This is a genomic window from Brevundimonas huaxiensis (assembly GCF_014218725.1).
GTDB lineage: Bacteria > Pseudomonadota > Alphaproteobacteria > Caulobacterales > Caulobacteraceae > Brevundimonas > Brevundimonas huaxiensis.
On record NZ_JABBJE010000001.1, the window covers coordinates 209,913 to 232,087 of the forward strand.

General features: G+C 67.3%; 24 protein-coding genes and 2 riboswitches. Of the genes, 9 read left to right on the forward strand and 15 right to left on the reverse strand.

Annotated elements, in window-relative coordinates; all coding sequences use genetic code 11:
• Positions 1-12: 12 nt before the first annotated feature.
• The 3 genes from HF680_RS01035 (at position 13) to HF680_RS01045 (ending at position 1,393) form a co-directional block, all read left to right on the forward strand.
• The gene (locus HF680_RS01035) at positions 13-237 is read left to right on the forward strand and encodes a F0F1 ATP synthase subunit C (protein WP_017505298.1); all 225 of its coding nucleotides are present in this window, start codon (positions 13-15) and stop codon (positions 235-237) included.
• A gap of 68 nt (positions 238-305) precedes the next feature.
• Positions 306-878 carry a F0F1 ATP synthase subunit B family protein gene (locus HF680_RS01040; protein WP_017505299.1) on the forward strand — a complete coding sequence of 191 codons (573 nt, stop codon included), beginning with the start codon at positions 306-308 and terminating at the stop codon, positions 876-878.
• Positions 878-1,393 (forward strand): F0F1 ATP synthase subunit B, encoded by a 516-nt coding sequence (locus HF680_RS01045; protein ID WP_017505300.1) that lies wholly within the window; start codon positions 878-880, stop codon positions 1,391-1,393. The genes HF680_RS01040 and HF680_RS01045 overlap by 1 nt, the downstream gene beginning before the upstream one ends.
• Positions 1,394-1,469: 76 nt before the next feature.
• Here HF680_RS01045 and HF680_RS01050 read toward each other — a convergent pair whose 3' ends face one another.
• The 7 genes from HF680_RS01050 to gcvT all read right to left on the reverse strand — a co-directional run bounded on the left by HF680_RS01050 (position 1,470) and on the right by gcvT (position 8,376).
• A complete protein-coding gene (locus tag HF680_RS01050; RefSeq protein ID WP_185223818.1) occupies positions 1,470-1,940 on the reverse strand; it encodes a DUF6789 family protein in 471 nt (156 codons plus the stop codon).
• Between the two features lie 132 nt (positions 1,941-2,072).
• Positions 2,073-2,477, reverse strand: a complete 405-nt coding sequence (locus HF680_RS01055; RefSeq protein ID WP_317133974.1) for a PGPGW domain-containing protein — start codon at positions 2,475-2,477, stop codon at positions 2,073-2,075.
• A 211-nt stretch (positions 2,478-2,688) separates the two neighbouring features.
• On the reverse strand, positions 2,689-3,606 hold the full coding sequence (locus HF680_RS01060; protein ID WP_185223819.1) for an SDR family oxidoreductase: 918 nt from the start codon (positions 3,604-3,606) through the stop codon (positions 2,689-2,691).
• Between the two features lie 290 nt (positions 3,607-3,896).
• On the reverse strand, positions 3,897-5,465 hold the full coding sequence (gene gcvPB / locus HF680_RS01065) for an aminomethyl-transferring glycine dehydrogenase subunit GcvPB (RefSeq protein WP_185223820.1): 1,569 nt from the start codon (positions 5,463-5,465) through the stop codon (positions 3,897-3,899).
• A 12-nt stretch (positions 5,466-5,477) separates the two neighbouring features.
• Positions 5,478-6,824 carry an aminomethyl-transferring glycine dehydrogenase subunit GcvPA gene (gcvPA, locus tag HF680_RS01070; RefSeq protein ID WP_185223821.1) on the reverse strand — a complete coding sequence of 449 codons (1,347 nt, stop codon included), beginning with the start codon at positions 6,822-6,824 and terminating at the stop codon, positions 5,478-5,480.
• A gap of 62 nt (positions 6,825-6,886) precedes the next feature.
• On the reverse strand, positions 6,887-7,252 hold the full coding sequence (gene gcvH / locus HF680_RS01075; protein ID WP_185223822.1) for a glycine cleavage system protein GcvH: 366 nt from the start codon (positions 7,250-7,252) through the stop codon (positions 6,887-6,889).
• 11 nt (positions 7,253-7,263) lie between these two features.
• Positions 7,264-8,376: a glycine cleavage system aminomethyltransferase GcvT gene (gene gcvT, locus HF680_RS01080; protein ID WP_185223823.1), complete on the reverse strand. Its 1,113-nt coding sequence runs from the start codon at positions 8,374-8,376 to the stop codon at positions 7,264-7,266.
• Positions 8,377-8,431: 55 nt separating this feature from the next.
• Positions 8,432-8,516, reverse strand: a riboswitch (glycine riboswitch).
• A gap of 3 nt (positions 8,517-8,519) precedes the next feature.
• Positions 8,520-8,617: riboswitch (glycine riboswitch) on the reverse strand.
• A 105-nt stretch (positions 8,618-8,722) separates the two neighbouring features.
• On the opposite strand from gcvT, the gene HF680_RS01085 reads away from it, so the two are divergent.
• From HF680_RS01085 to HF680_RS01095, 3 genes are all read left to right on the forward strand, one after another.
• A complete protein-coding gene (locus HF680_RS01085) occupies positions 8,723-9,760 on the forward strand; it encodes an alpha/beta hydrolase (protein ID WP_185223824.1) in 1,038 nt (345 codons plus the stop codon).
• Between the two features lie 131 nt (positions 9,761-9,891).
• The gene (locus HF680_RS01090; protein WP_185223825.1) at positions 9,892-10,857 is read left to right on the forward strand and encodes a class 1 fructose-bisphosphatase; all 966 of its coding nucleotides are present in this window, start codon (positions 9,892-9,894) and stop codon (positions 10,855-10,857) included.
• The gene (locus tag HF680_RS01095) at positions 10,857-11,477 is read left to right on the forward strand and encodes a nicotinamidase (protein WP_185223826.1); all 621 of its coding nucleotides are present in this window, start codon (positions 10,857-10,859) and stop codon (positions 11,475-11,477) included. Before HF680_RS01090 ends, HF680_RS01095 begins: the two co-directional genes overlap by 1 nt.
• A gap of 7 nt (positions 11,478-11,484) precedes the next feature.
• Here the strand turns inward: HF680_RS01095 and HF680_RS01100 are convergent, their stop codons facing one another.
• The 8 genes from HF680_RS01100 to xseA all read right to left on the reverse strand — a co-directional run bounded on the left by HF680_RS01100 (position 11,485) and on the right by xseA (position 20,152).
• Entirely contained in the window at positions 11,485-12,795 is a 1,311-nt protein-coding gene (locus tag HF680_RS01100; RefSeq protein ID WP_185223827.1) for a Y-family DNA polymerase, read from the reverse strand.
• 192 nt (positions 12,796-12,987) lie between these two features.
• Positions 12,988-13,998 carry an adenosine deaminase gene (locus tag HF680_RS01105; RefSeq protein ID WP_045810331.1) on the reverse strand — a complete coding sequence of 337 codons (1,011 nt, stop codon included), beginning with the start codon at positions 13,996-13,998 and terminating at the stop codon, positions 12,988-12,990.
• A gap of 221 nt (positions 13,999-14,219) precedes the next feature.
• On the reverse strand, positions 14,220-16,022 hold the full coding sequence (gene argS, locus HF680_RS01110; RefSeq protein WP_045810330.1) for an arginine--tRNA ligase: 1,803 nt from the start codon (positions 16,020-16,022) through the stop codon (positions 14,220-14,222).
• Positions 16,022-16,708: a Tat pathway signal sequence domain protein gene (locus HF680_RS01115; RefSeq protein ID WP_185223828.1), complete on the reverse strand. Its 687-nt coding sequence runs from the start codon at positions 16,706-16,708 to the stop codon at positions 16,022-16,024. Before HF680_RS01115 ends, argS begins: the two co-directional genes overlap by 1 nt.
• Positions 16,709-16,828: 120 nt before the next feature.
• Positions 16,829-17,272 (reverse strand): PaaI family thioesterase, encoded by a 444-nt coding sequence (locus tag HF680_RS01120; RefSeq protein ID WP_039245416.1) that lies wholly within the window; start codon positions 17,270-17,272, stop codon positions 16,829-16,831.
• Positions 17,273-17,347: 75 nt separating this feature from the next.
• Positions 17,348-17,914 carry a DUF3035 domain-containing protein gene (locus HF680_RS01125; RefSeq protein WP_045810327.1) on the reverse strand — a complete coding sequence of 189 codons (567 nt, stop codon included), beginning with the start codon at positions 17,912-17,914 and terminating at the stop codon, positions 17,348-17,350.
• Positions 17,915-17,985: 71 nt separating this feature from the next.
• Positions 17,986-18,492, reverse strand: a complete 507-nt coding sequence (lspA, locus tag HF680_RS01130; RefSeq protein WP_161638781.1) for a signal peptidase II — start codon at positions 18,490-18,492, stop codon at positions 17,986-17,988.
• Positions 18,493-18,556: 64 nt separating this feature from the next.
• On the reverse strand, positions 18,557-20,152 hold the full coding sequence (gene xseA / locus HF680_RS01135; protein ID WP_185223829.1) for an exodeoxyribonuclease VII large subunit: 1,596 nt from the start codon (positions 20,150-20,152) through the stop codon (positions 18,557-18,559).
• A 65-nt stretch (positions 20,153-20,217) separates the two neighbouring features.
• On the opposite strand from xseA, the gene HF680_RS01140 reads away from it, so the two are divergent.
• The 3 genes from HF680_RS01140 to purD all read left to right on the forward strand — a co-directional run bounded on the left by HF680_RS01140 (position 20,218) and on the right by purD (position 22,175).
• Positions 20,218-20,379, forward strand: a complete 162-nt coding sequence (locus HF680_RS01140; protein WP_165115848.1) for a hypothetical protein — start codon at positions 20,218-20,220, stop codon at positions 20,377-20,379.
• A gap of 16 nt (positions 20,380-20,395) precedes the next feature.
• Positions 20,396-20,827, forward strand: a complete 432-nt coding sequence (locus HF680_RS01145; protein WP_185223830.1) for a hypothetical protein — start codon at positions 20,396-20,398, stop codon at positions 20,825-20,827.
• A gap of 73 nt (positions 20,828-20,900) precedes the next feature.
• Positions 20,901-22,175 carry a phosphoribosylamine--glycine ligase gene (purD, locus tag HF680_RS01150; protein ID WP_185223831.1) on the forward strand — a complete coding sequence of 425 codons (1,275 nt, stop codon included), beginning with the start codon at positions 20,901-20,903 and terminating at the stop codon, positions 22,173-22,175.

A 22,175-nucleotide genomic window follows, 5' to 3' on the forward strand; every position in this document is an offset into this window, starting at 1 on the left:
AGGAATACAATCATGGACGCTGAAGCCGCGAAGTACATCGGCGCTGGTCTCGCCACCCTGGGCATGATCGGTTCGGCCCTGGGCGTGGGCAACATCTTCGGCAACTTCCTTGCCGGCGCCCTGCGCAACCCGTCGGCCGCCGCCGGCCAAGTCGGCAACCTGTTCGTCGGCGCCGCTCTGGCCGAAGCCCTGGGCATCCTGGCCTTCGTGCTCGGCATCCTGATGATCTTCGGCTGATATCAGTCGATCACGGCGCGCGGGGTTCGCCCGCGCGCCGCTTCATCTGATCCTGCAGTAGACGGTTCATGGCCAGCACCCACACCATCGACGCGGTCCCGCCTTCGGTCGAAGCGGACCTGCACGCCGAGACGGCGACCCCCGCCGAGCACGGCTCGGGCGGCCTGCCGCAATTCCAGTTCGAACACTGGGCGGGCCAGATCGGCTATCTGCTGATCCTGTTCGTCATTCTGTATGTTCTGGTTTCCAAGGTCTTCGCGCCACGCCTTCGCAAGGTGATGGACGAACGGGCCGACACCATTTCCACCGCCGTCGCGACCGCGCGCCAGGTTCAGGCCGAAGCCGCCGAACAGGCCGCCCAGGCTCAGGCCGAAGTCGCCAAGGCTCGCGCTGACGCCCGCGCCACGGCCGCCGCCGCCAAGGCGCGCGTGACCGAAGAAGCGAACGCCCGTCAGGCCGCCGAAGAAGCCGTGGTCAACGCCCGCATCGCCGAGGCGGAAGCTTCGATCGGCAAGACCCGCGACGCCGCCATGGCCAATGTCTCCACCATCGCCTCCGACACGACCGCCGCCATGGTCGAACGTCTGACCGGCAAGGCCGCGACCGCCGCCGAGCTGGCCGCCGTCAAGGGAGCCGCCTGATGAACCTGATCTTCGAACACGGCATCTGGAGCTTCGCCAATGCGGAGATCTGGGTCGGCATCGGCCTGATCATCTTCTTCGGCATCCTGATCGCCGCCGGCGTGCCCAAGATGGCCGGCAAGGCGCTGGACGCCAAGGCCGTCAAGATCCAGGCCGACCTGGACGAGGCCGCGCGCCTGCGCGCCGAAGCCGAAGCCCTGCTGGCCCAGATCCGCAAGGAGAAGGCCGAGGCTGAAGCCCAGGCCGCCGAGATGATGGCTCAGGCCGAGGCCGACGCTCGTCGCCTGGAAGTCGAGACCAAGGCCAAGCTGGAAGAGACTCTGGCCCGTCGTCAGAAGATGGCCGAAACCCGCATCGCCCAAGCCGAAGCCCAGGCCTCGGCCGAGGTGAAGGCCGCCGCCGCCGATCTGGCCGCCAAGTCGGCGGAACAGGTTCTGGCCGCGCGCCTCGCCAGCGGCGCCAAGGATCCGCTGCTCGACAGCGCCATCGCCCAGATCGGCGATCGCCTGAACTGATCAGGGTCGATCCTGAATGAAACAAGGCCCCCGACGTCGCCGTCGGGGGCCTTTTTCTTGGGCGATCAAGCCGTGATCAGTGGGCGTGGGCGCCGCCGATGATGGTCGCGCCCATCCGTTTATCGCGCGCCACCAGTCGGGCATAGACGTTGCCCAGCACGATGCCGAAGACCGCGTGGGTGATCAGCAGCCAGGCGAAGGTGCCGAAGCCCGCGCCGGCCGTGAAGGTACGGTAATTCCCGAACATCACGATGGCGGCCATCATCAGGATCCAGGCGCCGACGGCGAAGACGATGCCCTTCGTCTCGGGCGTGTCCGTCGGCAGGCGGGGGCACAGGACGGCGAACGACGGCCCCAGGATGAAGACGCCGCTGATGACATGGACGACCCAGCCGACAGCCAGATTGCCGGGCATTCCAAGCATGCTGGCGATGACCCCCTGGAAGGGGTCGAACCAGTTCAGGAACATATTGGGGATTTCAAGCAGTGAGACGGCCACGGTCGCCGCAACGCCGGCGATCAGACCTTTTTGTACGCGTGACATCATGACCTTAGCGCCTCCCAACGCCTAAGTGGTTCTCTGATAACGCGCAGACAGGATACGCCTGACTTGGGAGAGCTGTGTTCACGATCCTGTGGTTAGCGGTTGCAGCAACGCAACCGCGAAATCAGGCCGCGACTAGCGGAAAAGCTTGCGGAAATAGCGCCGAACACTCTTGCGGCCGCGCGATAGGCGACGGCTGGATCGTTTGGTCACGATCTTTTCGGCCCGCAGCGCCTGTTGCCAGAAGACCGGGGCGAACTCCGGCTTCTTTCGCATCAGGCGGCGGAAGGGATAGACCCATTTCGGCTGCGCATATTGGGCGCGAATGAACTGACGCTTGGCCCAGAACGAGCTTTTCAGGATCAGCATCAGGCCGACGGCGATGACGGGAATGCCGCCCGGGCCGGGCAGGGGGGCGATCAGAATGCCCAGCAGCACGACGAACAGACCGCCGACCATCAGCGCCCAGCGCTTGAAGACCCGCAGCGTCGAGGCGCGCGGCTTGTCAGAGCGAATGAAGGGAACGGGGAGTGAGGTCACGAATACGCCAGATGGGGAGGAGGATCGTCATGACAACGATCGCCACGGACGCGCGATCCCTCGTCGGGAAAGGAAAAGGCGACCGTGACGACCTTGCCACAAGACCCCTTAACGTCCTGCGTCCATGGCGGATGGATGTCCGGCGGGTGAAGCTTTGGTCATGAAGGGAGGATCTCTGCGCGACGTGGCGCGGCGGACACGCCCCGCGCCGTCAGCCGTAGGTCACGCCCGTCAGACGCTCTGATTCCGACCACAGACGCCTGGCCACATCGGCGTCCCTGGCCTGGCGCTTGATCACCGCCACGCCGGGCGGGCCCTTCATCTCCTGAAAGCCCGTGGGGCCGTAGTAGCCGCCGGGCGTCGGGTCCGTCAGGGTCGCGGCCATCAGGATCGGCAGGGCGCCGTCGGCGGCGGAATGGCTGAGCACGGCCTCCAGCAGCCGGGCGCCGCGCGCGAAAAGGCCGGGCTTGCCGGCATGGCCGTTGGCGATCAGGTCGGTGCGGGCGAAGCCGGGATGAGCCGCCACGCTGGTCAGGCCCCAGCCGTGGGCGTCGCTGCGGCGCTGAAGCTCCAAGGCGAACATCAGCATGGCCAGTTTGGACTGCTGATAGACGGGCCATGGGCTGTAGTGGGTCTGATAGTTCAGGTCGTCCAGGCGGATATGGCCGCTGCGGTGGGCGACGCTGGACAGCTGGACCACGCGGGCTTTCGCAGCCGTCAGCAAAGGCAGCAGACGGCCGACCAGGGCGAAGTGGGACAGGTAGTTGGTCCCGAACTGCATCTCGAACCCGTCGACGGTCATCTGGCGCGTAGGCAGGGCCATGACGCCCGCATTGTTGATCAGGATGTCGATGGGGCGTCCCGTCGCCAGATAGCGCTCGGCGAAGGCCTGGACGGAGGCCAGGCTGGCGAGGTCCAGCAGATCGAACCGCACGGCGGCGTTCGGATGACGAGACCGGATCAGCCGTTCGGCCTCGGTCCCCTTGTCGGGATTGCGGGCCGCCAACACGACCTCCGCACCCTTGCCGGCCAGCACAATGGCGGTTTCCAGCCCCAGCCCGCCGGTGGCGCCGGTGACGATGGCCAGTCGGCCGGAAAGATCGGGGATGTCGTTCGTCGTCCAGGTCATGCGGGGACTTTAGGACGAGCCGAAGGTCGGGCGCCTCTCATTCTTTCGTCATTCCGGGCGCAGCGCAGCGAAGACCCGGAACCCAGCGGCGCCGAAGGCGAAATCCATCCGCCGCACAAACCTGCCAACATCCCAGTCCGCGCAGATTCGCGCTCTCGCGCGCCGCTGGGTCCCCCGGTCTCGCTACGCTCGCCGGAGGATGACGAAAAAGAAGTGTCTCAAACGAAAACAGCGCCCGCCCCGGCGAGGAGACGAGCGCTGCTTGGCACGGTTAAACCTGTTGCGTCGCGTTATGCCGCCTTGTTGGAGCCTTCCGGCGCGGTCCAGCGCAGAACCGGCGAACGGGCGGCCCGGGTTTCGTCCAGACGTTTCAGAGGCGCGTGGAAGGGCGCGCCCTTAAAGCGATCGACGTCGCCGGCCTTGGCCGCTCCGGCCAGGGCGCGCATCGCTTCGATGAAGCGGTCCAGTTCGGCCTTGGACTCGGTTTCCGTCGGCTCGATCAGCATGGCGCCGTGGACGACCAGCGGGAAGTACATGGTCATCGGGTGGAAGCCCTCGTCGATCATCGCCTTGGCGAAGTCGAGCGTGGTGATGTCCGTGCCCTTCAGCCATTCGTCGTCGAACAGGGCCTCGTGCATGCAGGGGCCGTCGGGGAAGGCGGCCGACATCAAATCACCGAGCCGGGCCTTGATGTAGTTGGCGTTCAGGACGGCGTCCTCGGCGACCTGACGCAGGCCGTCGGCGCCATGCGACATCATGTAGGACAGGGCGCGGGTATACATGCCCATCTGGCCCTGGAAGGCGCACAGACGGCCGAAGGCTTGCTCGGCCTCATCCTCCTCGCGCTCGATCAGGCGATAGCCGCCGTCGTCATGCACGACCCAGGGGGCGGGGGCGAAGGGGGCCAGGGCCTCGGACAGCACCACCGGACCTGCGCCCGGACCGCCGCCGCCGTGGGGCGTCGAGAAGGTCTTGTGCAGGTTGATGTGCATCGCATCGACGCCCAGGTCGCCCGGACGAACCCGGCCGACGATGGCGTTGAAGTTGGCGCCGTCGCAGTAGAAATAGGCGCCGGCCTCATGCGTCAGGCGGCTGATCTCCAGGATGTCGCGCTCGAACAGGCCGCAGGTGTTGGGGTTGGTCACCATGATGGCGGCGACGTCGTCACCCAGCTTGGACGCCAGGTCGGCGACGTCCACGCGGCCGTCCTCGGTCTGGGCCACTTCGACCACCCAATAGCCGACGAAGGCGGCGGTCGCCGGATTGGTGCCGTGGGCGCTGGTGGGCACCAGAACCTTGCGGCGCTTCTCATGCTGGCCCGACGCCTCGTGGGCGGCGCGGATCGCCATCAGGCCGCACAGTTCGCCGTGGGCGCCGGCCTTGGGCGATAGGGCGACGGCGGGCATGCCAGTCAGGGTTTTCAGCCAGTGGGCCAGGGTGTCCATCAGCTCGAGCGCGCCCTGAACGGTCGAGATCGGCTGAAGCGGGTGGATGTCGGAGAAGCCGGGCAGGCGGGCCATCTTCTCGTTCAGGCGCGGGTTGTGCTTCATCGTGCACGAACCCAGCGGATAGATGGCCAGATCGATGGCGTGGTTCTTCTGGCTCAGGCGCACATAGTGGCGCATGGTTTCCGGTTCGGACAGGCCGGGCAGGCCGATCGGATCCTTGCGGACCAGGTCGCCCAGATCGGAGCCGTCCGTCTTGGGTTCCGGCAGATCGACGCCGGTCTTGCCCCAGCCATCGCCCTCGAAGATCAGGGCTTCGTTCTGCAACAGGCCGCGGCCGCCGGTCAGGGTGGCGGGCTTGGTCTGGACCTGGTTCGGCGCGGTCGGGCGGCCGACGGTGTTCATGGTGCTCATGGTCAGTATCCCTTACGCGCCGAGGACTTTGGAGAGCGACTTGGCGAGGATCTGGATGTCGGCATCCAGGGTCGTCTCGGTCGCAGCGACCAGCAGGACATCGTCCATGCCGGCGTCAGGGGCCAGGCGGCTGTAGGGCACGCCGGCCAGGACGTGATGGGCGGCCAACTGATCCACGACCTCGGCCGCGTTCTTGGGCAGGCGCACCGCGAACTCGTTGAAGAAGCGGTCGGTTAGGACTTCGACGCCCGGAATGGCGGCCAGAGCGTCGCGGGTGGCGACGGCCTTTTCGTGGTTCAGCAGGGCCAGCTTACGCAGCCCCGTCTCGCCCAGCAGACTCATATGGATGGTGAAGGCCAGGGTGCACAGGCCTGAGTTGGTGCAGATGTTCGACGTCGCCTTGTCACGGCGAATATGCTGCTCGCGCGTGGACAGGGTCAGGACGAAGCCGCGCTCGCCGTCGGCGTCCACCGTTTCGCCGGTCAGACGGCCGGGCATCTGGCGGATCAGCTTCTCGCGCGTGGCGAACAGGCCGACGTAGGGACCGCCGAAGTTCAGGGCGTTGCCGATCGACTGGCCTTCGGCGGCGACGATGTCGGCGCCCATCTCGCCGGGCGACTTCAGCAGGCCCATCGACACAACCTCGGTGACCACGACGATCAGCAGGGCGCCGGCGGCGTGCGCGGCCTCGGCGATCTTGGTCACGTCGGTGGCCGTGCCGAAGACGTTCGGGGTCTGAACGACGACGCAGGCGGTGTCGGGACCAATCTGGTCGATCACGGCGGCCTCGGCATCCACGGCGGCGGGCAGGGCCAGGGTCTCGACGCCGACGGCGTGAACCACGGTCTCGGTCGCCTTGATGTAGTGCGGGTGCACGCCGCCCGAGATCACCGCCTTGTTGCGGCGGGTCACGCGCGTCGCCATCAGCACGCCCTCGGCCATGGCGGTCGAACCGTCGTACAGGCTGGCGTTGGCGACCGGCATCCCGGTCAGGTTCGCGACCTGGGTCTGGAACTCGTAAAGGTACTGCAGCGTGCCCTGCGCGATTTCCGGCTGGTAGGGGGTGTAGCTGGTCAGGAACTCCGAGCGCTGGATCACGTGATCCACCGTCGCCGGGACGTGGTGCTTGTAAGCCCCTGCGCCGCAGAAGAAGGGCACGGCGCCGGCCGTGGCGTTCTTGGCCGCCATGGCGGACAGGGCGCGCTCGACCTCCAACTCGCCTGCGACGCGCGGCAGATCGACGGGGCCGTCCAGACGGGCGGCCTGGGGCACGTCCACGAACAGATCATCGATGGATTTCGCGCCGATGGCGGCGAGCATCGCCGTGCGGTCGTCGGGCGTCAGGGGGAGGTAACGCATGGTCGTGTCCTGGGCCATGAAAGGCCGAAGACCCGCTGACTAATCAGCGGGTCCGATGGGGCTTAGAGGGTGGCGAGGAAGGCGTCGTAGGCGGACTGGTCCATCAGGGCGTCCAGTTGCGAGGCGTCCGAGACCTTGATCTTAGCGAACCAGCCGTCGGCCTCGGCGCCCGAGTTGACGGTTTCCGGGGCGGTCGACAGGGCGTCGTTCGCCTCGACCACTTCGCCCGAGACGGGGGCGTAGACGTCCGACGCCGCCTTGACGCTCTCGACCACGGCGAAGCTGTCGCCCTTGGAGACGGTCTTGCCGACTTCAGGCACTTCGACGAACACCACGTCGCCCAGGGCGTCGGCGGCGTGTTTGGAGATGCCGACGGTGGCGATGTCGCCGTCCAGGCTGACCCACTCGTGATCCTTGGTGAACTTCATGGTCTGATCTCTCAGGCTTTGGGTTTGCGGTAATAGCGTTGAGCCACGAAAGGCATGGCGACGACTTCGGCGGCGGCGGTCTTGCCGCGCACGATGACCTTCAGCGCCGTGCCCAGGGCGGCATGGGCCGGCGGGACGTAGCCCATGGCGATGTTCTTGCCCAAGGTGGGGGAGGGGCCGCCCGAGGTGACCTTGCCGATCACGTTACCGTCGGCGTCGGCGATTTCGGCGCCTTCACGGGCCGGGGCGCCTTCCTTGACGATCAGGCCGACGCGAACGCGCGAGGCGCCGTTGGACAGCTCCTTCAGGATGCGCTCGGCGCCGGCGAAGTCCGCGCGTTCCTTCCGTGACTTGGACAGGGCGAAGGTCAGGGCGCCTTCCACCGGCGAGGTGGTCGGGTCGATGTCGTGGCCGTGCAGCGGGAGGCCCGCTTCCAGCCGCAAGCTGTCGCGGGCGCCCAGGCCGATCGGCTTGACGCGAGCGTCTTCCAGGATCGTGTTCCAGATGCGCTCGGCCTGGTCGGCTGGGACCGAAATCTCATAGCCGTCTTCGCCGGTGTAGCCCGAGCGCGAGACGTAGCAGTCGGCCCCGAACAGCATCAGACGGGCGCATTCCATGAAGCCCATTTCGGCCAGGATCGGCTCGTGCGCGGCCATGACCTCGGCGGCTTCCGGCCCCTGGATGGCGATCAGCGCGCGGTCCAGCACCGTCAGCTTGGCGTCGCCTTCGAGGTTGGCTTCCCAAAAGGCGAAATCCTCGTCCTTGTTGCCGGCGTTGACGACGACGAACAGGCCGTCGTGATCCGGCCGTCCGGCCATCAGGTCGTCGATGATGCCGCCTTCGCCGTTCAGCAGGAGGGAATATTTCTGTTTGCCGGCCTTCAGGATGGCATAGTCGCCGGGCACGAAACGCTCGAACTGGGCGGTCGCGTCCTCGCCGGTGATCTTGCACTGGCCCATGTGGGAGACGTCGAACAGACCGGCGTGTTCCCGCGTCCAGCGGTGCTCGGCCAGAACGCCTTCATACTGGACCGGCATGTCATAGCCGCCGAAGCCCACCATGCGGGCGCCCAGCGCGCGGTGCGCGGCGTTCAGGGGCGTGATCTTCAGGGTCTGTTCGGTCATGGTTCAGGCTTTCACGGTCGCGTGTTGTGGCGGAGCTCCGCCGTCCTCGCGCCCCCGCTGTCCTGAAGCCTGAGAGATTCCGGCGACCAAATCATGTCGCCTTGCTCCGTCGGCGCGCCCGAATGGGCGACTTTCCAGCGTCCGTGTGCTTCGCGGTCCGTTTGCCTGAGCGTTTCCGGGGCGGTTGCGCCTTCGGCGTCGAACCCTGTTTCCAGCGCCCGATCTCTCCCGCGAGAGCCTGCGACCTAAGGCATCGACTCAAGCGCCAAGTCAAGCAGGCCGGGAACAAGGATGCGTGCGGCGGGTTGTCGTTTCGAACCCCGAAACCAGACCCAGGAATGCCAAAATGTCCATTATAGACAAGCTGTTCGGCGACAACGACAAGCCGCGCGATACGCCTGCCAAGGCCGATGGCCCGATGCAGAAGGTTCTGGATGAACTGGCGTCCCTCGGCGGCAAGCCGATCGAGACCCTGTCGCCAGAGGAGGCCCGCCAGCAACCGACCCCGACCGACGCGGTGAAATCGCTCTTGCGCAAGGACGGCAAGGACCCCAGCGACGACATGGGCGTCAAGACCAGCGACATCACCATCCCCGGCGCCGCCGGCCCGATCCAGGCGCGCATCTACAAGCCGCACGACCATTCCGAAGACAAGCTGCATCCGGTCGTCGTCTATTTCCACGGCGGCGGCTTCGTGATCGCGGATCTGGACGTCTATGACGGCGGCCCGCGCGGCGTGTCCAAGATGGCGGACGTGATCGTGGTGTCGGTCCATTACCGCCAGGCCCCGGAACATCATTTCCCCGCCGCCCACGACGACGCACTGGCCGCTTACCGCTGGGTGCTGGAGAATGCGCAGACCTTCCGCGGCGACCCGCAAAAGGTGGCGGTGATGGGCGAAAGCGCAGGCGGCAACCTGGCCATCGGCGTGTCGATGATGGCGCGCGACGCCGGACTGCCGGCGCCCAAACATCAGGTGCTGGTCTACCCGGTCGCCGGCGTGGACATGGACAATGAGTCCTACGTCGAGAACGCCGACGCCAAGCCGCTGAACAAGCCGATGATGAAGTGGTTCGTGAAGCACATCTTCGCCAACGAGGCCGATGCGCAAGACCCGCGCATCAATATCGTCGAGAAGGCGAACCTTTCGGGCCTGCCCTCGACGACGGTGATCTGCGCCGAGATCGATCCGCTGCGCACCGAAGGCGAACTTCTGGCCGAGAAGCTGGAGCAGGCGCGCGTCGATGTGCGTCACAAGACCTTCAACGGCTCGACGCACGAGTTCTTCGGCATGGCGGCGGTCGTGCCGGATGCGGCGGCGGCCCAGACCTTCGCCGCCCACGAACTGAAACGGGCGTTCGGTACGGCGATCCTGCCGATCTGACCGGCAACGCCGAAGGATAAGGAAACGCCCCGGTTTCGCCGGGGCGTTTTCGTTGTCACCTTGCCCTGCCGCCTTGCTCTGGGGCCTGTCCCCCGCCAAAACGGCGCAACGCCCCGAACCGGACCGACCGCATGACCCGCACACGCCTTGACGCCCATATCGCCGCCCTGGATGCGCCCGAGGGGCTGAAGACGGTTCTGACCGTGGTCGCCGCCACCTGCGCGGACATCAGCAAGGTCGTCGCGGGCGGCGCCCTGGCCGGGGCGCTGGGCGCATCGGGTCAGATCAATGTGCAGGACGAGGAGCAGAAGAAGCTCGACGTCATGACCAACGACATGCTGACCGAGGCCCTGCTGGCCAGCCCGGCCGTCGCCGGCGTCGCGTCGGAAGAGATGGACGAGGTCCAGCCAGCCTCAAACCCGGCCGGCGCGTATCTGGTGCTGTTCGATCCACTGGACGGCTCGTCCAACATCGACATCAACGCGCCCGTCGGCACCATCGTCTCGGTGCTGAAGTCCGCGACGGCGACCCCGATCGAGGCCGATTTCATGCAGGCCGGCCGCCGTCAGGTCGCCGCCATCTACGCCGTCTATGGGCCGCAGACCATGCTGGTGCTGACGACCGGCGCGGGCGTGAAGGGATTCACCCTGTCGAACGACGGCGACTGGATCCTGACCCACGACGACATCGCCATTTCGCCGGACACCAAGGAGTTCGCCATCAACATGTCGAACCTGCGCCACTGGGCCGAGCCGGTGCAGACCTATGTCGGCGATCTGCTGAAGGGTGACGAGGGGCCGCGGGCCAAGAACTTCAACATGCGCTGGGTCGCGGCCATGGTCGCGGATGTTCACCGCATCCTGATGCGCGGCGGGGTCTTCCTCTATCCCTGGGACCGGCGCGAGCCGAACAAGCCGGGCAAGCTGCGGCTGATGTATGAGGGCAATCCGATGGCCTTCCTGGTCGAGCAGGCCGGCGGCAAGGCGACGACGGATGGTCATCAGGCCATTCTGGATGTGCAGCCCGAGCATCTCCACCAGCGCATCCCTGTCGCGCTCGGCTCGGCCAATGAGATCGACGTCTACGCAGGCGTGTGATGAGCGACGCCCTTCTCGTCATCGATCCGCAGAACGACTTCTGCGAAGGCGGCCGTCTGGCGGTCGCGGGCGGTGCGGGGATCATGCCGCTGATCAACCGGCTGTCGGCCCGGTTCAACCGGGTGATCGTGACCCAGGACTGGCATACGCCGGATCAGATCAGCTTCGCCTCCAACCACCCCGGCGCGGCGCCCTTCACCGAGATCGAGGTGGCCTACGGTCGCCAGATGCTGTGGCCGGATCATTGTCTTCAGGGCACGCCCGGCGCCGACTTCCATCCCGACGTAGCGCCGACGGTCGACAAGGCCATGGCCGTGATCCGCAAGGGCTATAACCCGGCGGTCGACAGCTATTCCGGCTTCTTCGAGAACGATCACCGCACCCCGACGGGCCTAGCCGGCCTGTTGCGCGAATTGGGCGTGACGCGTGTCTTCCTGTGCGGCCTGGCCTTCGACTACTGCGTCCGCTTCACCGCCGAGGACGCGGTTCGCGAGGGGTTCGAAGCCGTGGTGATCGCCGACGCCAGTCGGGCCATCGCGCCGCAAACCGAGGCGGCGGCCCGAGACAGTTTTCGGGCCTTGGGCGTGGCTGAGATCGCGGCGACGTCCCTGCTGAGCTAGGTGGGCCTCACTCCCAGAAATCCTCGGCCTCGGGGATGCGGGTGAAGGCGATCTTGGCGCCGATATAGTCGGGCAGGCCGGCCTTGGGGCCGATGCTGACTGTGTCCTTGCCGTAGCGGCGGTTCAGCGCATCCAGCGCCTGGGACAGGCGAAGAGACGGAGCCTCGCCGTCCTGATCCGGGCCGGCGGCGAACAGATCCGTCTCGAAAGCGTCGCGGGATTTCAGGCCGTGCACCCCGACCCCGACATAGCTCAGGCGTCCCGCCTCCAGCTCCGGCTCGACCTTGCGCCACAGACTGTCGAGCGCGGCCAGCAGGGCGAAGGTGTCCTGTGTCGGCGCGATGGGACAACTCATCGCCGCCGTTTCCCACCCGCGACGACCGCTTCGGGGCGTCGCCTTCGGCCCCATGTCCAGATGCAGGGTCAGGCTGGCGCCGGTCAGGCCCATGCGCCGCAGCCGCGCCCCGCACTTGACCACCAGCCGCCGCGCCACGGCCCGCGCCTTGTCCGGGGTCCGCATGGCCTGGGCCAGGACGTGGCTGTGGCTGATGGAGGCGGGCGGTTTTTCCGGCGTCGGCTCGCTGTCCAGACCGTGCAGGCCGCGCCAGATGCGTTCGCCCTCGATGCTGTTCCAGACCGCGCGGGCCTGTTTCGCGCTCATGTTCCAAAGGCCGGCCGTGTCGGTGACGCCCGCCGCCTGCAACCGGATCTGCATTCGCGAGCCGATGCCCGGATATTTCGACAGCGGCAGATCCAGCAAGGGGCCGGGCAGCTCGTTGGCGCGCAGCACCGTCAGGCCGGCGGGCTTTTGCATGCCGCAGGCGGTCTTGGCCAGGAACCGCGACGGCGCCAGCCCGACGGACGACCGCAAACAATCGCCGACGTTTTGCAGGATGCCCGCCTGAATCCGTCGGGCCAGGGCGACCGCGTTCGCCTCCAGCCGTTCCGGACCCAGCAGTTCGCACGAACATTCGTCGATCGAGCCGACCTTCCACACCGGCACATGGCGATCGATCTCGGCCATGATCTGCTGGTGGATCTTGACGTAGAGGTCCGGGCGCGCCTCGGCGACGATCAGGTCAGGGCACAGTTTGCGCGCCTCGGACACCCGCATCCCGGTGTGCACGCCCCAGGCCTTGCTCTCATAGCTGGCGGCGATGGCGCCGGTGTATTCGCTCTCCGCAGGGCGAACGATGACCGGCTTGCCCCGCCAGTCCGGGTTCATCTGCTGTTCGACGCTGGCGAAGAAGGCGTTCAGATCGACGAACAGCCAGCGTAGGTTCGCGCTGTCTTCAGCCTTGGTGCCAGCTTGGTCCATCGACGGAACATATCAGGAACATCTGGTTCGAGGAAGCGATCACCTGTCCCTTTCGTCATTCCGGGCGCAGCGTAGCGAAGACCCGGAACCCAGGGCCGCATCCTCTCTGCACGATACAGCTGAGGCCGGATGTGAGCCTCCTGGCTTCCGGGTTCGTCCTTCGGACGCCCCGGAATGACGAGAAGGGAGGGTTCAGCGCTTCGCGTAGGCCTCGACCTCCGCCATGAACGCAGCCTTCTCCGCCTCGCCCAGGAACGACCCTTCGAAACTGTTCTTCGCCAGTTGCGTCACCTGATCGCGTGTCAGACCGACGGCCTCAGCCAGCCGGCTGTAGTTGTCGTTCACATAGCCGCCGAAATAGGACGGATCGTCCGAGTTCAGGGTGACGTGCAGGCCCCGGCGCAGCATCTCGGGGACGGGGTGGTCCTTCAGGTCATCGACCACGCACAGCTTCAGATTCGATAGGGGGCAGACGGTCAGGGTCATCTGCTCGGCGACCAGCCGCTGGACCAGCGCCTCGTCCTCCATGGAGCGATTGCCGTGGTCCATCCGGTCGATGTTCAGCAGGTCCAGCGCCTCGTGCACATAGGCGGGCGGGCCTTCCTCCCCGGCGTGGGCGCACAGTTTCAGGCCCAGCTCACGCGCGGCGGCGAAGACGCGCTGGAACTTGGACGGCGGATGACCGACCTCCGACGAATCCAGACCCACCCCGATGAAATGATGCAGATAGGGTTTGGCGGCCTCCAGCGTCGCAAAGGCTTCGTCCTCGGTCAGGTGGCGCAGGAAGCTGAGGATCAGGCCGCTTGAGACGCCCAGCTCCGCCTTGGCCCGGTCCATGCCCGCGATCAGCCCCTCGACCACCACGCCGAACGGCACGCCCCGGTCGGTGTGGGTCTGGGGATCGAAGAAGATTTCGGCGTGGCGCACATTATCGGCCGCCGCGCGCTGGAAATAGGCGAAGGCCAGATCCTCGAAATCCTGCCGCGTCAGCAGGACGGCGGCCCCCGCGTAATAGATGTCCAGGAAGTCCTGCAGGTTCGAGAAATCATAGGCGGCCCGCACCGCCTCGACGCTGTCGTAGGGAATGGACACGCCGTTGCGCTGCGCCAGTTCGAACATCAGCTCGGGCTCCAGCGAGCCCTCGATGTGCAGATGCAGTTCGGCCTTGGGCAGGCCGGCGATATAGGCGTCGAGATTAGACATGAGGGGAGGCTCCGTAACGGCCGCCAGCCTAAAGGATCAGGTTCGATGCGTCATCCGAAACGGCGATCCTCCCCCGCATGGCGGGGGAGGGGGACCATGCGCAGCATAGTGGAGGGGGCGAAAACAGGCTCGGTTCTGACCGGCGGGCGGCGGGGCGTATCCGCCCCCTCCACCGCTTCGCGGTCCCCCTCCCCCGTGAACGGGGGAGGATCGAGACCTGCTTACATCCGCTCAGGCGTGTCGATGCCCAGTAGGTTCAGGGCGATTTCCAACTGGCTGAGCGCCGCCGCCGACAGGGCGAGGCGCGAGCGTTTGGTCGCCTCGTCCGGCGCGATCAGCACGGGGCAGGCGGCGTAGAACTTCGAGAAGGACTGGGCCACGCGATAGGCGTGTTCGGCGACCAGATGCGGCATTCGCTTGTCGTAGGCGTCCGACACGGCCGTCGAGAAGGCATCCAGCGTCAGGGCCAGATCGCGCTCCGCCGGTTCGCAGATGACGATGGCGCCGGGCGTCAGTCCCTGTTCGGCGCCCTTGCGCAGAAGGGATTTGATACGGACCGACTGATACAGCAGATAGGGGCCGGTCTTGCCCTCGAAGCTCATGAAGCGGTCGAGATCGAAAACGTAGCTGGTCGTGCGCGCGTTCGACAGGTCGGCGAACTTCAGGGCCGCGATGGCCACCTTGTGCGCGATGGCCTCGAACTCTTCCGGCGACAGGTCGTCGCCCAGCTTGGCCTCGTGCAGACGCTCGCGCGCCTTTTCGGTCGCCTGATCGATCAGGTCGCGTAGCTTCAGCACCCCCCCCGCGCGGGTCTTGAAGGGCTTGCCGTCCTGTCCGTTCATCGTGCCGAAGCCGAGATGCTCCAGCGCGCCCTCTTCGGCGTAACCGGCCAGGTAGGCGGCGCGGAAGACCTGTTCGAAATGCTCGGCCTGGCGTTCGTCGACGACATAGAGGGCCAGGTCGGGCGAGAGGGCCTTCTTGCGGTCCAGGATCGTGGCCAGGTCGGTCGTGCCGTACATGGCCGAGCCTTCCGAGCTGATGACCAACAGGGGCGGGGGGGACGGGGCCTCGATCACCGAGCCGTCGGCCAGCTTTTTCTTGCGCGTCTCGCCGGACTTGGCGACGTGGACCACCTGGGCGCCGTCGTCCTCGACCAGCAGGCCGGTCTCTTTCAGATGCGCCAGCATTTCCGGCATCTGCGGATCGGCGTCGCTTTCACCGTTCCACAGGTCGAAATCGACCGACAGGTCGCCGTATTCACGCTTCAGCGCCTCACGGCTGACCGCCACGAAATGCCGCCACAGCGCGCGATAGCCGGGACGTCCGTTCTGAAGTTCCGCCGTCGCCTTGCGGGCGCGGTCGCGGAAGGCCGGATCCTCCTTGGCCTTGCCGGCGGCCTGCGGATAAAGGCGGTCCAGGTCGGCCAGGGTGACCGGGCTTTCGGCCGGGAAGGGGCCGTCGCCTTCAGCCATGAAGGCCTCGGCCAGACCCTCGTCGCCGCAGGCGACGATCAGCAGGCCCATCTGGAAGCCCCAGTCGCCGAAGTGGGCGTCGCCGGTGACGTGGTCGCCGCGGAAGCGGAACAACCGCTTCAGGCTCTCGCCGATGATGGCGCTGCGCAAATGGCCGACGTGCATCGGCTTGGCGACGTTGGGACCGCCGTAGTCGATGACGACCTGGCGCGGTTCGGCCACAGTCGCGGCGCCCGCGTGGTCTGCGTCGTTCGCCACCTCGGTCGCCCGTTCGGCCAGCAGGGCGTCGGAGAGCTTCAGATTGATGAAGCCGGGTCCGGCGACCTCAACCGAGGCGAAGCGGGCATCCGTGCTCAGGCGCCCGGCGATCTTGCCGGCCAGTTCGCGCGGATTGGTTTTCAGCGCCTTGGCGGCGGCGAGCGCGCCATTGGACTGGAAATCGGCCAGGTCGGGGCGGTCCGACGGGGTGACGCGGGCCAGGGCCGCATCCACGCCTTCGGCGGCGAAGGCGGCGGCGACCGCTTCGCTGAGGACGGTCTTCAGATCAGACATTATTGGCTCGGTGCGGAGGCAGGCGCGGGCGCGGCCGGCGTCGTGCCGGCGTTGACGCGGAAGCGGCTGCCCGAGCGATTGAACTCGGCCATTTCAGGCGTCACGTCGAAACCGACCAGGATTTCGAAGTTGCTGCCGCTGGTTTCAATGCCGGCGCGCGGAATGACGATGGTGCGCTTTTCAGTCACCGAGGCGGTGCGCTGGCCTTCGAAGTTCACCGGCAGGTCGAAATATTCCTTGGACAGGATGGCGTTGTTCCGCTCCGTCACCGCGATCCAGTAGCGGTAGGTGCGCTGTTCGCCCGCCGCCTGCGGACCACGGCCCAGGTTGAACAGCACGTCCATGTCGACGCGAATCGGATTAGCCTCGCGATATTCGCAGTCCGAGGCGATGCCCTCGATCTCGCCGGTGTAGCCGACGTTGGCCACGGCGGCGCGGCCGCCTTCCAGCTCGACGTAGCGGGCGGCGTCGTAGAGGATTTTCACATACGGGCAGGGGCCGGCGTTGGCGCGGCGACGCAGGGGCGCGATGCGCGGCGCGCGCGACGGCGCGGCGTCTTCACCCGAGGCCTGCTGCTGTTGCCCGCTGCGCTCGCGTTGACGCTGGGAGGTCTGGGCCTCGGCGGCGACGGGCAGGACGGAGGCCGCGATGGAGAGGGCGGCCAGGGCGGTGAACACGCGACGCATCAGCTTATTTTTCCGACAGCGAGAGAGGGCGCACGACGATCGGCGGCCGATCATCAACGCTCGCCGCTGATAGCGGCTAAAGCGAGGCGCGGCAAACGCTTGCTGGCCTCAGCGCTTCCCTCAGCGCTCCATGACCAGGCAGGTCGAGGTCGCGGTCGCATAGAGCTTGCCGTCCAGGCCGCGCAGATCGGCCTCCGAGAAGGCCGCGCGGCGACCGGCCTGAACGATCCGGCCCTCGGCCCGAACCGGCGTGCCGGCGGTCAGCGCCTTGTGAAAAACGGTCTTCAGCTCCAGCGTCGTATAGGTCTGGCCCGGCCGAAGCGTGGAATGCACGACGCAGCCGCAGGCTGAGTCGAGCACCGTCGCGATCCAACCGCCATGGACCGTGCCCAGCGGATTGTAGACGGCGGTGGTGGGAATGGCCTCGAACACCACACGGCCTTCTTCCACTTCGGTCAGTTCGAAGCCGACGGTGCGGGCGATGGGGGCGATGAAGGCGCCCGTCATGCCCAGACGCAGTTGGTCGATCCCGGACAGGGCGGCGATATCGACGGTTTCGGTCATGCAAAACGGCTCCCGATCAGGTCCGTTTACAATAAGGACGGACGCCGCCGTGGCAAGCGTCCGTCGTATCGGTTCTTACAGGCCCGGCAGTTTGAAGCCGTTGCTGCGACGCGGCTGGATCGTGATGGCCTGCTGGCCGCCGGTCAGAGCCTGAAGGCGAGCGGCCTCGGTCGAGGCGTCGATGGTCTTCTGGCCTTCGGCCGTCTGGCGGACCGTCGGGGCCTGGGTCGAGGCGTCGTCCTTGCGCCAGAACATCAGGCGGTTGGCGAAGCTCTCGTCCTTGTGCGCCAGGTCGCCGAACTCGTCATCGACGACATAGCGGGCCAGCGGGTCGGCCTGATCGCCGCCGGCCTGGGCCACCAGAACCTGTTCGCCCGGCGTGCGGGTTACGGCCTGACGCTGACCCAGAAGGATCTGACGCGCGGCGCTTTCGGGGGCCAGTTCCTGCGGGCGCGGCTGGCCCGGCGCGGGCGGACGCAGGCCGTATTCCGGCGGAACGCTGAGCGGAGCGGTCGAGACGGTGACGAACTCGTCCGGCACCACCTTGGTCAGGCCGATGCCCTGTTTGATGCTGCCGCAGGCCGAGACGGCGAGCGCGGAGGAGGCGACGAGGGTCAGGACGGCGACACTGCGGATACGCATGGTTTCAGGCTCTGGTCGGCTGATGCAGGAAGCGCCGCGATGGCGCAGTCGGCATAGTGAAGACGGGGTGATTACGACTTTTCGGGGGCCGCGCCAACCTTGGCGGGTTTGTCAGACACCAGACTGTCGATGATCAGCAGCACGACGCCGATGGTGATGGCGCTGTCGGCGACGTTGAACACCCAGGGAAACACGCCGGTGCCCGAGAAGTCGATGAAGTCGACCACATAACCGAAGCGGATCCGGTCGATCACATTGCCCAGCGCTCCGCCCATGACGAAGCCGATCGCGGTGATCAACAGGCGACGGTTCGACTGCGTCGCCCACCAGGCCAGGCCGGCCGAGACGACGATGGAGAAGATGGCCAGGCCCCAGCGGGCTTCGCCGCCGCCGAACAGGCCGAAGCTGACGCCGGTGTTTTCGACCCAGCTGAAGTTCAGGATCGGCGGGAAGACGGGGATGCGGCCGACTTCCTGCAGCGACAGGCCGCTGATGATCCAGGCCTTGGTCAGCTGATCCAGGACGATGATCAGGAGGGCGAACACATAGGCGGTGACGGCGAGGCGCGTGATCTTCATGCGGCGCGGTTAGCAGGAAGCGGCGCCGGGGCGAAGCGGAAAACGCGGATCATATGCGCTGCCGTCAGAACAGGCTGCCCTGATCGGCGGCGGAGGGCTTCGGCTTGGCGGCCGGACGTGGCGAGGACGGACGGGGTTCGCCGCCGTCGATCGTCGCGGGCTGAACGCCGTCGCCGAACACCAGCCTTACCGCCTGACCCGGCTCCAGCGCCTTGGCCGAGGTGATCCAGGCGCCGTCTGAATCTTCAACGCGGGCGAAGCCGGGCTTGGGACGGCCGGGGTCCAGGGTCGTCAGCGCGCGCGACAGCGCCGCCAGGCGATCGTTTTCGCGCTCCAGGCGGCGCGGCATGACGCCGTCCAGTCGCGCGCCGACGGCTTCGAGGCGGGCTTGGCGCTGATCCAGCCGCCGATGCAGCGGTTCGGGTGACAGCCGCCCGGAGACCTGCAACAACCGCCGTTCGCCGCGCGCCACGCCGGCCTGAAGCGCGGCGCCCAACCGGTCGCCCGCGCCGCGCAGACGGTCCTGCCCCCGCTCGATCCGCGTGCGCAGCAGGGCCGGGCTCAGCTTGCCGCCGGTCACCGCCAGATGCCGCTCGTGCAGGGCGACGTTGCGTTGCAAGCCCGATCCCAGCCGGCTCGACACATGGTCCAGCCGCTGTTGCGCCAGGGCCAGCAGATCCTCCGGCCGCGCCGGCAGGCCGCGCGCCACCGCCCGCAGGCGCGTGCGTCGATCCTCGATCAGCCGCCCGCCTGCCTGAACCATGCGCCGGTCCATGTCCGCGACGGCATAGCGCAGGTCCGCCAGCACCGGCGTCGCCATTTCGGCCGCGCCCGTCGGGGTCGGCGCCCGGCGATCCGACACGAAGTCGATCAGGGTGGTGTCGGTCTCGTGCCCCACGGCAGAGATGATCGGAATGCGCGCCGCCGCCACGGTCCGCGCCAGGCCTTCGTCGTTGAAGCACCACAGGTCCTCGACCGACCCGCCGCCGCGCGCGACGATCAGCAGGTCCGGGCGGGGGATCGGCCCGTTGGGCGTCATCGCATCAAAGCCGCGGATGGCGTTCGACACCTGACCGCAGGCCGAATCGCCCTGAACGACCACAGGCCAGACGATGACGCGGCAGGGCCAGCGTTCCGCGATCCGGTGCAGCACGTCGCGGATCACCGCCCCGGTCGGGCTGGTGATTACGCCGATGGTCGCGGGAAAGGCGGGCAGGGGCTTCTTGCGACCCGGCTCGAACAGGCCTTCCTCACGCAGCCGGACCTTCAGCCGCTCCAACTGGGCCAGCAGGGCGCCGGCGCCGGCCGCCTCCATGCTCTCGATCACGATTTGATAGGACGACCGCGCCGGATAGGAGGTGATCTTGCCGGTGACGATGACTTCCAGCCCCGCCTCGGGCTGAACGCCAAGGCCGCGCACCGACCCCTTCCAAACCACGCCGTCGATAGCCGACTTGTCGTCCTTCAGCGTCAGATAGACGTGGCCCGAGGCGTGGCGGTTGACCTTGGAGACCTCGCCGCGCAGCCGCACATGGCCGAAACGGTCTTCCAGCGTGCGCTTCAAAGCGAACGACAGCTCCGAGATCGACAGGGGCGGATTGTTGTCGCGAGGGGCAGGGACCTCGGCCGGGCCTTCGAATACGTAGGAGTCGTCGCTCATGGGGCCCACCCTAGCCTGCGTCGATCCGTCCGGGAACGCTGCGCGCGCCCTATCGTTCGACTTTCATGGCCGCCGACCCGCCCGGAACCGATCCTTCTGACCGCGACCCGCACGAGCGCGATCTGTCGCGCCGCGCCGGGGGCGGCGGGGCCATGAGCCCGTGGCTGATCATCGGCTGCATCATTCTGCTGGGCCTGGGCGTCTATGTCGTCTCGGCCCTGCTCTAGAGCCCAAGGAGGCCGTATGAACCGCTTCGTCCCGCTCGCCGCCATTCTTTGCCTGACCGGCGGCATCGTCGCCTGCTCGGATCGCGACGACGATGTGGTCCAGGCCCCTGCGCCGGGCGCAGCGCCCGTGGCCTTGCCGGACCAGCAGGCCGACGCCGCAGCCTCGAACGCCGCCTTGGCGTTCAACATGACGCGCGATCAGCTGGAGGATGCGGACCTGTACTCGCGCGCCAACGTCGATCTGGGCGATGTCGAAACCTTGGTGCTGGACGCTTCGGGCGCCCTGACCCATCTGGTCGTCGAACTGGAAGGACCGGGCGACATGAAGGTGCGGGTGCCGGTCGCGGACGTGTCTCCGATCGACCGCAACGGCGACCGGGATCTGGTTACCGATCTGACGCCCGGTCAGCTTCAGGCCTTGCCGGCGTGGACCCCGCCTGCACGCTGACGGGACGCTGAATGCGGCGTTAAGTCTGACGGGCGCTTGACCGGCCGGCGCCGGCCGGTCATTGCCCGATCTCATGAACATTCTTCTCGTCGGATCGGGCGGCCGCGAACACGCTCTGGCCTGGAAGATCGCCCAGTCGCCGCTGGTCACGCGCTTGGTGGCGGCGCCCGGCAACCCCGGTATCGAGAAGCTGTGCGAGCTGCGCGCCGTCAAGGCGGACGACGCCGACGGCCTGGCCGCCCTGGCCAGAGAGATCAAGGCCGACCTGGTCGTTGTGGGCCCCGAGGTGGCGCTGGCCGCCGGTCTGGCCGACCGCCTGGCTTCTGCCGGCATTCCGTGCTTCGGGCCGACCGCCAAGGCGGCGCAGCTGGAAACCTCCAAAGCCTTTTCGAAGGGCTTTCTTGAACGCCACGAAATCCCCACCGCCGGTTACGGCGTCTATGACACGGTCAAGGACGCCAAGGCGGCGCTGGACGTGTTCCGCCCGCCCTATGTCATCAAGGCCGACGGCCTGGCCGCCGGCAAGGGCGTGGCCATCAGCCCCGACCGCCCCGACGCCGAGGCCGAGATCGAGCGCATGCTGGGCGGCCGGTTCGGCGCGGCCGGCGCCCGCGTCGTGATCGAGGAGTTCATGGACGGCGAGGAAGGCTCGCTGTTCGCCCTGTGCGACGGCCAACGCGCCCTGCTGTTCGGCGGCGCCCAGGACCACAAGCGCGCTTTCGACGGCGACCTTGGCCCCAACACCGGCGGCATGGGCGCCTATTCGCCCGCGCCCGTATTCACGCCCGAGCTGGTGCAGCAGGCCGATGCGCTGATCGTCCAGCCGACGATCCGCAAGATGGCCGAAGAGGGCGCGCCCTATCGCGGCGTCCTCTACGCCGGCCTGATGGCGACGGAGGACGGCCCCAAGGTGGTCGAGTTCAACGCCCGCTTCGGCGACCCGGAATGCCAGGTGCTGATGATGCGGATGGCGGGCGACATCGTACCCTATCTGCTGGGCTGTGCGCGCGGCGACGTCTCGGGCCTGGCTTCGCCCGCCTTCAAGCCTCAGACGGTGATCTGCGTGGTCATGGCCGCCAAAGGTTATCCCGACAGCCCGCTAGAAGGCTCGATCATCCGCGGCGCCGACCAGGACTTCGGCCCCCACGTCCAGGTCTTCCACGCCGGAACCAGGCGCCGCGACGACGGCTTGCTGGCCGCCTCGGGCGGCCGCGTCCTGAACGTCTGCGCCGAGGGCGACGACATCGCGCAGGCTCGCGAACGCGCTTATGCCGCCATCAAGAAGATCGACTGGCCTGGCGGCTTCAACCGCTCCGACATCGGCTGGCGCGCGCTGGAGCGGGGCTGA

Excerpts from the sequence above, each read along its gene's own strand:
- HF680_RS01035 (WP_017505298.1), top strand. The coding sequence starts at position 13 with ATGGACGCTGAAGCCGCGAAGTACATCGGCGCTGGTCTCGCCACCCTG.
- HF680_RS01040 (WP_017505299.1), top strand. The coding sequence starts at position 306 with ATGGCCAGCACCCACACCATCGACGCGGTCCCGCCTTCGGTCGAAGCG.
- HF680_RS01045 (WP_017505300.1), top strand. The coding sequence starts at position 878 with ATGAACCTGATCTTCGAACACGGCATCTGGAGCTTCGCCAATGCGGAG.
- HF680_RS01050 (WP_185223818.1), bottom strand. The coding sequence starts at position 1,940 with ATGATGTCACGCGTACAAAAAGGTCTGATCGCCGGCGTTGCGGCGACC.
- HF680_RS01060 (WP_185223819.1), bottom strand. The coding sequence starts at position 3,606 with ATGACCTGGACGACGAACGACATCCCCGATCTTTCCGGCCGACTGGCC.
- gcvPB (WP_185223820.1), bottom strand. The coding sequence starts at position 5,465 with ATGAGCACCATGAACACCGTCGGCCGCCCGACCGCGCCGAACCAGGTC.
- gcvPA (WP_185223821.1), bottom strand. The coding sequence starts at position 6,824 with ATGCGTTACCTCCCCCTGACGCCCGACGACCGCACGGCGATGCTCGCC.
- gcvH (WP_185223822.1), bottom strand. The coding sequence starts at position 7,252 with ATGAAGTTCACCAAGGATCACGAGTGGGTCAGCCTGGACGGCGACATC.
- gcvT (WP_185223823.1), bottom strand. The coding sequence starts at position 8,376 with ATGACCGAACAGACCCTGAAGATCACGCCCCTGAACGCCGCGCACCGC.
- HF680_RS01085 (WP_185223824.1), top strand. The coding sequence starts at position 8,723 with ATGTCCATTATAGACAAGCTGTTCGGCGACAACGACAAGCCGCGCGAT.
- HF680_RS01090 (WP_185223825.1), top strand. The coding sequence starts at position 9,892 with ATGACCCGCACACGCCTTGACGCCCATATCGCCGCCCTGGATGCGCCC.
- HF680_RS01095 (WP_185223826.1), top strand. The coding sequence starts at position 10,857 with ATGAGCGACGCCCTTCTCGTCATCGATCCGCAGAACGACTTCTGCGAA.
- HF680_RS01100 (WP_185223827.1), bottom strand. The coding sequence starts at position 12,795 with ATGGACCAAGCTGGCACCAAGGCTGAAGACAGCGCGAACCTACGCTGG.
- HF680_RS01105 (WP_045810331.1), bottom strand. The coding sequence starts at position 13,998 with ATGTCTAATCTCGACGCCTATATCGCCGGCCTGCCCAAGGCCGAACTG.
- argS (WP_045810330.1), bottom strand. The coding sequence starts at position 16,022 with ATGTCTGATCTGAAGACCGTCCTCAGCGAAGCGGTCGCCGCCGCCTTC.
- HF680_RS01115 (WP_185223828.1), bottom strand. The coding sequence starts at position 16,708 with ATGCGTCGCGTGTTCACCGCCCTGGCCGCCCTCTCCATCGCGGCCTCC.
- HF680_RS01120 (WP_039245416.1), bottom strand. The coding sequence starts at position 17,272 with ATGACCGAAACCGTCGATATCGCCGCCCTGTCCGGGATCGACCAACTG.
- HF680_RS01125 (WP_045810327.1), bottom strand. The coding sequence starts at position 17,914 with ATGCGTATCCGCAGTGTCGCCGTCCTGACCCTCGTCGCCTCCTCCGCG.
- lspA (WP_161638781.1), bottom strand. The coding sequence starts at position 18,492 with ATGAAGATCACGCGCCTCGCCGTCACCGCCTATGTGTTCGCCCTCCTG.
- xseA (WP_185223829.1), bottom strand. The coding sequence starts at position 20,152 with ATGAGCGACGACTCCTACGTATTCGAAGGCCCGGCCGAGGTCCCTGCC.
- HF680_RS01140 (WP_165115848.1), top strand. The coding sequence starts at position 20,218 with ATGGCCGCCGACCCGCCCGGAACCGATCCTTCTGACCGCGACCCGCAC.
- HF680_RS01145 (WP_185223830.1), top strand. The coding sequence starts at position 20,396 with ATGAACCGCTTCGTCCCGCTCGCCGCCATTCTTTGCCTGACCGGCGGC.
- purD (WP_185223831.1), top strand. The coding sequence starts at position 20,901 with ATGAACATTCTTCTCGTCGGATCGGGCGGCCGCGAACACGCTCTGGCC.